At 63.7% G+C, this 10,808-nt stretch carries 9 protein-coding genes and 1 pseudogene; 2 read left to right on the forward strand and 8 right to left on the reverse strand.

Annotated features, from left to right (window positions below; all coding sequences use genetic code 11):
* Positions 1 to 1,038: DUF1800 domain-containing protein (locus E5W87_RS29335; RefSeq protein ID WP_292405534.1), on the forward strand; the 1,038-nt coding region annotated here is incomplete at its 5' end.
* A gap of 37 nt (positions 1,039 to 1,075) precedes the next feature.
* A complete protein-coding gene (locus E5W87_RS29340; protein ID WP_292405537.1) occupies positions 1,076 to 2,215 on the forward strand; it encodes a DUF1501 domain-containing protein in 1,140 nt (379 codons plus the stop codon).
* A 24-nt stretch (positions 2,216 to 2,239) separates the two neighbouring features.
* Here the strand turns inward: E5W87_RS29340 and E5W87_RS29345 are convergent, their stop codons facing one another.
* The 8 genes and pseudogenes from E5W87_RS29345 to E5W87_RS29380 form a co-directional block, all read right to left on the reverse strand.
* Positions 2,240 to 2,536, reverse strand: coding sequence for an AzlD family protein (locus tag E5W87_RS29345; protein ID WP_292405540.1), 297 nt, complete (start codon positions 2,534 to 2,536; stop codon positions 2,240 to 2,242).
* A complete protein-coding gene (locus E5W87_RS29350) occupies positions 2,533 to 3,261 on the reverse strand; it encodes an AzlC family ABC transporter permease (RefSeq protein ID WP_292405545.1) in 729 nt (242 codons plus the stop codon). The genes E5W87_RS29345 and E5W87_RS29350 overlap by 4 nt, the downstream gene beginning before the upstream one ends.
* Positions 3,262 to 3,409: 148 nt before the next feature.
* On the reverse strand, positions 3,410 to 4,102 hold the full coding sequence (locus E5W87_RS29355; RefSeq protein ID WP_292405548.1) for a TIGR02453 family protein: 693 nt from the start codon (positions 4,100 to 4,102) through the stop codon (positions 3,410 to 3,412).
* On the reverse strand, positions 4,099 to 6,249 hold the full coding sequence (ligA, locus tag E5W87_RS29360) for an NAD-dependent DNA ligase LigA (RefSeq protein ID WP_292405551.1): 2,151 nt from the start codon (positions 6,247 to 6,249) through the stop codon (positions 4,099 to 4,101). Before ligA ends, E5W87_RS29355 begins: the two co-directional genes overlap by 4 nt.
* A 138-nt stretch (positions 6,250 to 6,387) precedes the next feature.
* Positions 6,388 to 8,061 carry a DNA repair protein RecN gene (gene recN, locus E5W87_RS29365; protein ID WP_292405555.1) on the reverse strand — a complete coding sequence of 558 codons (1,674 nt, stop codon included), beginning with the start codon at positions 8,059 to 8,061 and terminating at the stop codon, positions 6,388 to 6,390.
* Between the two features lie 13 nt (positions 8,062 to 8,074).
* The gene (locus tag E5W87_RS29370; RefSeq protein ID WP_292405558.1) at positions 8,075 to 8,944 is read right to left on the reverse strand and encodes an outer membrane protein assembly factor BamD; all 870 of its coding nucleotides are present in this window, start codon (positions 8,942 to 8,944) and stop codon (positions 8,075 to 8,077) included.
* A gap of 214 nt (positions 8,945 to 9,158) precedes the next feature.
* Positions 9,159 to 10,094: a UDP-3-O-acyl-N-acetylglucosamine deacetylase gene (lpxC, locus tag E5W87_RS29375; RefSeq protein ID WP_292405561.1), complete on the reverse strand. Its 936-nt coding sequence runs from the start codon at positions 10,092 to 10,094 to the stop codon at positions 9,159 to 9,161.
* A 284-nt stretch (positions 10,095 to 10,378) separates the two neighbouring features.
* Positions 10,379 to 10,808 (reverse strand): annotated as a pseudogene (locus E5W87_RS29380) (cell division protein FtsZ); the annotation flags it as partial.

The following is a 10,808-nucleotide window of genomic DNA, read 5'->3' on the forward strand; positions in this document are numbered from 1 at the left end:
GTGCATTTCTGGTCGAACCATTTCGCCATCTCGGCGGAGAACCCGCGGGTGACCCTGATCGCCGGCGCCTTCGAGCGCGAGGCGATCCGCCCGCATGTGCTCGGCCACTTCGAGGATATGCTGCTCGCCGCCGAGCGCCACCCGGCGATGCTGTTCTATCTCGACCAGGTGCGCTCGATCGGTCCCAACTCAAGATTTGCCAACCGCGCCGCAAAACGCAACGCCAAGCGCAAGCCTGGCATCAATGAGAACCTGGCCCGCGAAATCATGGAGCTGCACACACTCGGCGTGCGCTCTGGCTACAGCCAGGCCGACGTGACCGAATTCGCGCTGGCGCTGACCGGTTTCAGCACCGGACGCGCTCAAGAGCGGGGCCAGGCCGGCGCCTTCACCTTTCGACCCGGGCTGCACGAGCCAGGCGAACGCACGATCATGGGCAAGACCTACGACCAGAGCGGGGAGAAACAGGCGCTCGCCGTGCTGAGCGACCTCGCGGCGACTGAGGCGACCGCAACGCACATCGCAACCAAGCTGGCGCGCCACTTCATCGCCGACGAGCCGCCGGCAACGGTCGTGACACGGCTCGCCGAAGCCTTTCGCCGGTCGAAGGGCGATCTCGTCGCCGTCTACCGCGCGCTCATCGACAGTCCAGAAGCCTGGCAACCGGCGGCGGCCAAGTTCAAGACGCCGTGGGAATGGACGATCTCGGCGCTTCGCGGCCTGGGCCGCAGCGACATCGGCAAACCGCGCCTGGCGCAACTGCTCAACCAGCTCGGCCAACCGGTGTGGCGGCCGCGTTCGCCGGCTGGCTATGATGACGTTGCCGGAAGCTGGGCCGCGCCCGATGCACTGGTCCGCCGGGTCGAGGCGGCGCAGCGCCTCGCCGCGCAGAGTGGCGACATCGATCCGCGCGATCTCGCGCGAAAACTTTTTGCCGGCTCACTCAGCGAGCTAACGATGGCCGAGGTCGACCGCGCCGAGAGCCGGCGCACCGGCATCGCGCTGCTGCTCGTGTCGCCCGATTTCCAGAGAAGATGACTTCCAGCGAAGATGACTTCCAGAGGAGATGACCAACATGAAACGCCGTCAATTCCTCACGCTCGCCGGCGCCGGCCTCGGCTCGATGCTGATCGCGCCGCGCATCGTCTTCGCCACTGTGGAAACCGACCGCCGCTTCGTTTTCATCATCCAGCGCGGCGCCGCGGACGGGTTGAACACGATCATTCCCTATGCCGACCCCGCCTACCGCACACAGCGCGGCTCATTGGCAATCGACAATCCGATAAAGCTCGACGGCACGTTTGGCCTGCATCCTTCGCTCACCGGGCTCCGCAAGCTGCATCAGGACAATCAGGCACTTTTCGTCCACGCGGTCGCTTCGCCCTATCGCGAGCGCTCGCATTTCGACGGTCAGAACGTGCTCGAAAGCGGCGGCACCTCGCCCTATGAACGCAAGGACGGCTGGCTGAACCGGCTGGTCGGCATGCTGCCGAAGTCCCGCGGCGAAGCGATCGCATTTGCACCGACCATCCCGCTGGCGCTGCGAGGCCAGGCTGACGTCACCTCCTATGCGCCGTCCGCTCTGCCAGAAGCGCCTGATGACCTGATGATGCGCGTCGGCAAGCTCTATGACGCCGACGAACAGCTGCATGCGCTGTGGAGCAGCGCGATGGAGACACGGGCGCTGGGCGCGCTGAACGCGCAGCGCAAGGACGCGGCGAGCGTCGGCCGCACCGCTGCGGGCTTCCTCTCCAAGGCCGACGGACCGCGCGTAGCCATGATCGAAACCAGCGGCTGGGACACGCATAGCGGCCAGCAAGGCAGGCTGGCCAATCAGCTCAGAGCGCTCGACGCGCTCATCGATGCGTTGCGCGTTGGGCTCGGCGACGTTTGGAAGGACACGACCGTGCTGGTCGCCACTGAGTTTGGCCGCACTGCCGCCGTCAACGGCACTGGCGGCACCGACCACGGTACGGCATCGGCCGCGATGCTCGCTGGCGGAGCGGTGAATGGCGGGCGGGTGCTGGCCGACTGGCCGGGGCTATCCACCAGTGCGCTCTACCAAGGACGCGACCTTGCGCCGACGCTCGACCTCGACGCGCTGATTGCGGTGACGGTCGCCGAAACGTTCGGTCTCGATCCGGAAGAGACGATGCGCAGGCTCTTTGCAGGAGGTCGATCCAACCCCGCAATCTCCGACATCGTGCGCAAGTAGGACCAGCGTACTCAGTCGGTCCGGTTATCCGACGAACTGCCGGGCGAGGATCAGCACGGCAGCACCGGCCAAAAACATCGCCATAAGCCCGCCGCGCAGCGAGACCAGCCCGGCGACGATCAATGCCGCCCATTCCGCCGGCCCGGCGCTCAGCGCTGCCGGCGCGACGAGCGTGGTCAGCACCGCCGCCGGCACGGCATTCAGTCCGGCCTCGACGCGCGGATGGATGTTTTCGAAGCGCGAGATGACCAGATGGCCGCCGATGCGGGTGAGATAGGTGGCGATCGCACCGGCGACGATGATCCACAAGGTTGTGCTCATGGCCGCGCCTCGACGCCGCTGTGGTGCGGCGGCAGGATGACGGCGAGCAGCACACCGGCCACGGCGCCGATGGAGACGTGCCAGGGCGAGCCCACCGTCTTGTAGGCTATGATGGAGGCAGCAGCACTGGCGACTACCACCGGCAGCCACAGCGGCCGTTTGCGAAAGCTCATGACCAGGCCGAGAAAATAGATCGGCAGCAGGAAATCGATGCCCAGCGCATGCGTATCGGGAATAAGCTTGCCGAACACCGCGCCGAGCGCGCTTTCGGTCACCCAGAACACATAGACGGGCAGGCCAAGCCCCATGTACCAGGCGAAGCCGACGGTTTCGCCGGCCTCCGCCTTGCGCTCAGCCACCGCGAATTGCGGATCGGTCAGGATGAAATAACCGACCGCCTGCTGGACCAGCGGCCAGTGCGCGAGGCGCCGGCCGATAGTGGCGGAATAGAGCACATGGCGGAAATTCACGGCGAAGATCGACAGCACGATCAGCCATGGCGCAACATGCTGCCCGAACAATTCGATGCCAACCATCTGGCTGGCGCCGCCGTAGACCATGGCGCTCATCAGGACGGCTTCAAGCACCGAAAAACCATTGTCGACGGCAAGCGCACCGAACAGCAGCCCGAACGGCGCCGCCGCGACCACGACGGGCATCGAGAGCCGCACGCCTTGCCAGAAATCGCTCTTCGCGCGGTTTTCGGAGATTGCTTCCGCCGACATCGACCGCTCCTTGGACCATTCTTTTGGAGAAAGGTCGTATGTAGGGAGCGCCACCTGCCTTGTCACACCAATTCGCTTGAGCCAATGATCAGCGGAAATGATCGCCGCAGCCATGTTGCAAGTTCAGGCTGCGCCATCGGTCCGGAGTTTAGTTCACCGAGACCTTGCCTTCGATCGCCCTGCCCCAGTCGAGCAGCGGCTTGGCGCGCATGGTGAAATCGACGAGCTCGTCGGCCAATGCCGCACTGTGGATTCCCGCAGGGTCGATCGCGTGCCGGACGACGAAATGCCGATGGCGGATGCCTGCCGCGAGATCGGCCTCCGTGACATGCTCGAAGCCGCGTGGCGCACGCTTCAGGCAGCCTTCCGGATCAAGGTCGAGACGGTTTTGCTTCAGCGCCTTGATCAGCGCGCGGAATTCACCCGGCCGTGTCACGATGGCTTGGCGCATCGCCAGCAAAAGCGCCGGCCTGGGCTGCCACCAGGCAACGGCGGCAAAGCAGCGCTCAAGCCCGATATAGACGAACAACACACCCTGTTCCATCTTGGTGCCGTCAGGCGAAAGGATCGCCGACAAATGCCGGTTGTAGGGTCTTTTGTCCTTGGCGAAACGCACGTCGCGATTGATCCGGAACAGCGACTTCTTGCGATCGCCGCGCAGGCCCAGCCCTGCCGCCGCGAAGCGCTCGGAGAGCGTTTCGACCAGATCGCCGAAAGGATCGCGCAGCTCGCCTTCGAAGAGGTCGCGGTTTTCCAGAAACCACTCCCGGCTCTGATGAAAATCGAGCGCCTTGAGGAAGGGAATGGCCTTTTGGCCGAAACCGTTGAATGCCACCGTCACGCCCTGCCGATCCGCACGAACCACGCATCCTCGTCGATCACTTCGATGCCGAGCTCGGTAGCGAGCTTGAGCTTGGAGCCCGCACCTGGTCCGGCAACGACGAGATCGGTCTTCTTCGACACCGAGCCGGCGACCTTGGCCCCGAGCTTTTCGGCCATCGCCTTGGCCTCGTCGCGCGACATTTTCTCCAGCGCACCGGTGAAGACCACCGTCTTGCCCGAGACCGGCGACGACACGCCACCGACTGGCTCCTCGTCGAGCACTGTTACTTCCGCCAGCAACGCATCGAGCGCCTGCCGGTTATGGTCTTCAGCGAAAAAGTCGACCACCGCTTCGGCAACGATCGAGCCGATGCCGTTGATGCCGTTCAACTCCTGCCAGGCAGCGTTGCCAGGGTCGCCCTTGCCGGCCGGCATGACGGCGCTTTGCCCGGTTTCGCGGAAAGCTGCAAAGGAAAGGAAATGGCGGGCCAGCCGCTTGGCATTGGTCTCGCCGATGTGGCGGATGCCGAGCGCATAGAGGAAGCGCGAGAACTCGACCTGCCGCCGGTCGTCGATTGCCGCGAACAGCTTGCGCACCGAGGTCGCGCCGAAACCGTCGACATTCTCGAGCTTGGTCAACGATGCGGCTTGCCGCTTCTTCAGCGTGAAAATGTCGGCCGGCGAATAGATGCGTAGCGACGGATCCTCGGCATGGAAGAAGAACTCAATCTGCTTCTCGCCGAGCCCCTCGATGTCAAAAGCACCTCGAGACACGAAATGGCGCAGACGCTCCACCGCTTGCGCGGGGCAGATCAATCCGCCGGTGCAGCGCCTGACTGCTTCACCCTCCTCACGCACGGCGTGGCTGCCGCAGGCCGGGCAAAGCACTGGGAATGCATATGGCACACTGTCGGGCGGCCGCTTTTCCATGACCACGTCGATGACCTGGGGGATGACGTCGCCAGCACGCTGGATGCTCACCGTGTCGCCGATGCGAATGTCACGACCTTCGCGGATCGGCTGGCCGCTATTGCCAATGCCCTTGATGTAGTCCTCATTGTGCAGCGTTGCGTTGGTCACCACGACGCCGCCGACCGTCACCGGCACCAGCCGCGCCACCGGTGTCAGCGCGCCGGTGCGGCCGACCTGGATGTCGATGCCGGTCAGGATCGTGGTCGCCTTCTCGGCCGGGAATTTGTGCGCGATAGCCCAGCGTGGCGAGCGTGACACGAAGCCCAGTCGCTGCTGCAGATCGAGGCTGTTCACCTTGTAGACGACGCCATCGATGTCGTAGCCGAGCGTCGCCCGGTTGGATTCGATCAACCGGTACTGTTCAAGCAGCCCTTCGACACTGTCGAACAGCTTCATCAGCGGATTGACCCTGAAGCCAAAGCGCTCGAACGCCGCCACCATGCCCATCTGCGTGTCGGCGGGCATAGCGCTCACCCCGCCCCAGGCATAGGCGAAAAACCGCAGCGGCCGGCTGGCAGTGATCGAGGTGTCGAGCTGGCGCAAGGAGCCGGCCGCCGAGTTGCGCGGATTGGCAAAAACCTGCTTTCCGGCCTCGGCATTGCGGCGGTTGAGCTCGGCGAAATCAGTGAGCCGCATATAGACCTCACCCCGCACTTCCAATACTTCGGGAAAGTCGCCCGAAAGCACATTGGGAATCTCGGCGATGGTGCGGGCGTTGACCGTCACGTCCTCGCCGACCTGGCCGTTGCCACGCGTTGCTGCCGTCATCAGCCGTCCGGCCTCGTAGCGCAGCGACAGCGACAGGCCGTCGATCTTCGGCTCGGCCGTTATGGCCAGCGGCGCGTCGGCGCCGAGCCGCAAGAAACGGCGGATGCGGCCGACGAAATCGATCACATCGGCATCGGCAAAAGCGTTGTCGAGCGACAGCATCGGAATGGCGTGGACGATCTTGCCGAATTTCTCGGAGACCGCCGCACCGACTTTGCGGGACGGCGAATCCTCGCGCACAAGATGCGGAAAACGCTGCTCAATGGCGAGATTGCGCCGCCGTAGCGCGTCGTAGGCGGCGTCCGAAATCGTCGGCGCGTCCTCGGCATGGTAGCGCTGGTCGTGGCCGGCGATTTCCTCCGCCAACCGCTTCAGCTCACTTGCTGCCTCACTTTCATCAAGCGAATCGACAGGTTTTTCGGACATGCGCAGCTTCCTTCACCGTGGCGCGACACAATAGATCAGGATTTTACCGCGAGGGAGCCGGGTCGTTAGAAAATCATTCCTGAACAGCAGCATGAAGCCATATCCTGACTCGATGCCGAACGCTCGACCGGACCCCGACTAAGCTGCCGCTGTGTTCTCCCGCAGCAACCGCTCGGCCGCCGCGCGTGCCTCGTCGGTGATCGTCGCTCCGGCAAGCATGCGCGCGATCTCTTCCTGGCGCGCCGCCCGGTCCATCTCGGCGATACCGGTGGCGACACGATCGGCGCTGCCGGATTTGGAAATCAGGAAATGCGTCGCCGCGCGCGCCGCCACTTGCGGGGCGTGCGTAACCGAAAGCACCTGCACGCGCTTCGACAACCGCGCCAGCCTTTGGCCGATGGCGTCCGCCACCGCCCCGCCAACACCGGTGTCGATTTCATCGAAGACCAAAGTCGGCGCCGAGCCGCGGTCGGCCAACGCCACCTTCAGCGCCAGCAGGAACCGCGAAAGCTCGCCACCGGAAGCGACCTTCATCATCGGCCCTGGCCTTGTGCCGGGATTGGTGCGCACCCAGAACTCGACCTGATCGATGCCGTCTTCCATTCGGCTCTCGGCCTCACTTGCCATCTCGACGATGAAGGCGGCCCGTTCGAGCTTCAGTGCCGGCAGTTCGGCCATCACCGCCTTGGTCAATCCGACCGCCGCCGCATGGCGAAGCGACGAAAGCTGTGCCGCGGAAATGTCGTAGGTCTCGCGCGCAGCGGCGGCTTGCTTCTCCAGCCCGTGCAGGCGTTCCTCGCCGGCGTCGAGATCGGCGAGATCGGCCGCCATCGTGTCGCGCAATTGCGCCAGATCGTCGACCGCCACGCTGTGCTTGCGTGAGGCGGCGCGCAACGAAAACAACCGCTCCTCGGCCTGTTCCAGCCGCCGCGGATCGTATTCGGTGGCGCGAAGTGCCGCTTCGACCCCCGACTGTGCCGCGTCGAGCGACAGCATCGCCTCATCAAGCGATTTGACCACGTCTTCGAGCAGACCGGGTGCCTCGGTCACCTTGCGCTGCAGCCGGCGCAACAGGCTGGCAAGTTGCGGCAGGGGCGAGGACGGGCCCGAGAGCACATCCTGTGCGTCGTGGATTTCCGATGCGATCTTTTCCGCCCGCATCATCGAAGCGCGCAATTCGGCAAGCTCGGCTTCCTCGCCGGGCTGCGGGTCGAGCTTCGTCAATTCGGCGACCGCGGCGCGCAGATAGTCGGCCTCGCGGGCCGCCGCTTCCACCTTGGCCCGGTGTCGCGAAAGTTCGTGCTCGCAGGCCCGCCAATGCCGCCATGCCTCGCCGGTCGCCCGGGCCGCGCCGAGATGGCCGCCAAAACTGTCCAGCAATTCGCGGTGGGCGCCGGGATCCACCAGGGCACGCTCGTCATGCTGGCCATGGATCTCGACCAGCGCGTGACCGACGTCGCGCATCAGCGTCACGCTCGAAGGCTGGTCGTTGACGAAGACGCGGGTACGGCCGTCCGCCGTCTGCAAGCGGCGCAGGATGATGTCGCCATCATCCTCGATAGCGTTGTCGGCAAGCAGCATGCGGGCCGGATGGTTGCGCGGCACGTCGAACACGGCGATGACCTGGCCCTGTGCCGCGCCGTGCCGCACCAGCGAAGCGTCACCGCGCGCGCCAAGCGCCAGCGACAGCGCGTCGAGCAGGATGGATTTTCCAGCGCCGGTTTCGCCGGTCAGCACCGAAAGGCCGGACGAGAAGTCGATGTCCAGCTTCTCGATCAGAACGATATCGCGGATCGACAGTCTGGAAAGCATGGTGACGCGCCGCTCAGGCGCCGGTGATCAGCTTCCCGGCCTTGGCGATCCACGACCCGGCATTCTCGCGCGGCTCGAGCCCACCACTCTGCAGGAGCTTGTAGGAATCCTTGTACCACACGCTGTCGGGATAGTTGGTGCCGAGCACAGCCGCGGCAGTCTGCGCCTCCGATGTCAGCCCCATTGCATAGTAGCTTTCGGTAAGGCGCGCGAGCGCCTCCTCGACATGGCGCGTGTTGGAATAGGTCTCCACCACGTTGCGGAACCGCTTGACGGCGGCGATATATTCACGGCGCTCGAGATAGTAGCGGCCGATCTGCATCTCCTTGCCGGCGAGCTGGTCGTTGGCGAAGCGGATCTTTTCCTTGGCATCGTCGACATATTCGGAATCGGGCCAGCGCGTCACGAGATCCTGCATCGTCTGCACGGTCTGACGCGCTTCCTTCTGGTCCTGGGTGACGTCCTTGATCTGCCGGTAGTAGCTCAGCCCGATGATATACTGGGCATAGGCGGCGTCGTCGGTCGACGGATAGAGCGTGAGATAGCGCTTGGCCGAGCCGATCGCCTCGCTGTAGTTGCCTTGGCGATAGTCGGCAAAGGCGCCCATCACCATCGATTTGCGGGCGTATTCCGAATAGGGATGCTGACGGTCGACCGCACTGAACTTGCGGCTCGCCTCTTGCAGGCGCCCGGCATTCAGATTGGCGAGGCCCTGATTGTAGAGAACGTCGGCCGGCTCGGTCTGCTCGACATAGGTCGACAAGTCGACATCCTTCTCGGACGACATGCAGGCCGACAGGAACAGCGATGGAACAACCACCGAAAGCGCCAGGAAAACAGACCGATGCGGCGCTTTCGATTGACCAATTCGCTTGAAAAACATGATTGGATTCCGCCCTTTCGGCGTCATTTCAGTCGTCATTCGCTCTGGGGCAGCAGCCATAAACCATAACCGCCATGCCCGGCAACGCTATCTCCGGCCAATCGCACATTTTTGTGGCGGCCTGGCGCAGCTCGCAGGCTTGCATGATTTCGCCGGCCAATGATGCATTCCTGCAACACAGGCCGACGCTATAAAACCCGAAAAACGTTAAGAATCAGATCATCCAGGGCGCGTAAACAGGCGCATAGACGGCGTTCATCTCGGCGGTACGACCCCGCTCGCGGCGTGTCGTCTCGACGATCTCGAACGCCGAACGGTCCGACAAGAGGCGGCGCAGCGCTGCCGCGTTCAGCCTATGACCGCCGCGATAGGACCGGAAGCAGCCAATGAACCGGGCGCCGGCCAGCGCCAGATCGCCCATGGCGTCCATCGTCTTGTGACGCACGAACTCGTTGGGATAGCGCAAGCCTCCCATGTTGATCACGCGGTTGTCGTCGCCGATCACCAGTGAGTTTTCCAGCGAAGAGCCAAGCGCATAGCCGGCTGCCCACAGCCGCTCGACATCCTTCATGAAACCGAAGGTACGGGCGCGCGCGATATCGCGGCGGAAAATGTCGGCGTTCATGTCGGATGCGAAGAGCTGACGGCCGATCGCCGGGCTTTCGAAATCGATCTCGATCTCGAAGCGCGTGCCGTCATAGGGCCTGAACTCCGCCCAGGAGGCTCCGTTCTCGATGCGAACCGGCTTGACGACACGGATATAGCGGCGCTTGACCGGCAGCGTATCGACGCCTGCCTGGTCGATTGCCTCCACGAACGCCATGGCGCTGCCATCAAGGATCGGAACCTCATGGCCGTCGATCTCGATGACGACATTATCGATGCCGAGCCCGAAAAGCGTGGCCATCAGATGTTCAACGGTAGCGATATGCTCACCTGCCGGGTCGCCGAGCATGGTGCAGAGATCGGTGGCGCCAACTTCCGAAACGAGCGCACGGAACTCACGATCTTCGCTTCCATTCGAAAGCTGGAATACGACACCCGTATTAGCGTCTGCGGGCAAGAAATGAACGGTAACGGAATTGCCGCTGTGAACGCCCGTACCCGTCAGCGTCGCACGCGATTTAAGTGTCGTCTGATAGTCGTGCAAAACAAACCCCTTAGCCCACACTGCCTACGTCCGCTTATTAGCCCAAGGGCGCGGCTCTTTGATCGGCAGGCAGGGTACTTCCCCCGAATCCCGGCAAACCGACATTGCTCGGGGGGAAGATAGTGGTCCGGCAGGAAGTCTCCAAATCACGGTTTCTTACTATCTGTAACCGCAATCCGGAGCGGGCATGGTCTCGTAACCCCCTGTTTTCCCTTCGCTTTTAACATTAACAGGCAAACAATTTCTTGTCTGCCTGTTAACAACTGTTACGGACCGCTAACAGGTCAATTGGCCTGGCGGCGCAGGAATGCCGGAATCTCCAGCTGATCGTCTTCCTGGACAGCCCTGCTCTGCGGCGTCAGCCGGCCCTGGTCATCCAACTGGCCACGGCGCGGCGCGTAAAGCTGCGGATCCTGGCTGGCAAGGCGGCGCACTTCGGGTGCCGCCTGGCGCAGTTTCGGCTCGCGCGGCTGTGCCGGCTGCAGCCGTGCGGGCTCCTCTTCGCGGCGGGTAAGGCCGTTCGTCAGGCGCTTGAGCAGTCCCATCGGTCCGCTGTTCTCATGGTCGGCCGGGCGGCCCTTGGCTTCCACTTCGGCTTTCACCACCGGCGGGAAATCCTCGACGCGCGGCATGCGCTGAGGTGCTGCGGCTACCGGCTGAAGCATTTCGCGCTGTGGCGCAGGCTGCATCGCTTGCTGAACCATTGGCTGCACC

The organism is Mesorhizobium sp. (assembly GCF_004962925.1).
In the GTDB taxonomy this organism is placed as follows: domain Bacteria; phylum Pseudomonadota; class Alphaproteobacteria; order Rhizobiales; family Rhizobiaceae; genus Mesorhizobium.

Bases quoted from the DNA above. Each gene is read 5' to 3' on its own strand.
- E5W87_RS29340 (WP_292405537.1), top strand. From the start codon at position 1,076: ATGAAACGCCGTCAATTCCTCACGCTCGCCGGCGCCGGCCTCGGCTCG.
- E5W87_RS29345 (WP_292405540.1), bottom strand. From the start codon at position 2,536: ATGAGCACAACCTTGTGGATCATCGTCGCCGGTGCGATCGCCACCTAT.
- E5W87_RS29350 (WP_292405545.1), bottom strand. From the start codon at position 3,261: ATGTCGGCGGAAGCAATCTCCGAAAACCGCGCGAAGAGCGATTTCTGG.
- ligA (WP_292405551.1), bottom strand. From the start codon at position 6,249: ATGTCCGAAAAACCTGTCGATTCGCTTGATGAAAGTGAGGCAGCAAGT.
- recN (WP_292405555.1), bottom strand. From the start codon at position 8,061: ATGCTTTCCAGACTGTCGATCCGCGATATCGTTCTGATCGAGAAGCTG.
- E5W87_RS29370 (WP_292405558.1), bottom strand. From the start codon at position 8,944: ATGTTTTTCAAGCGAATTGGTCAATCGAAAGCGCCGCATCGGTCTGTT.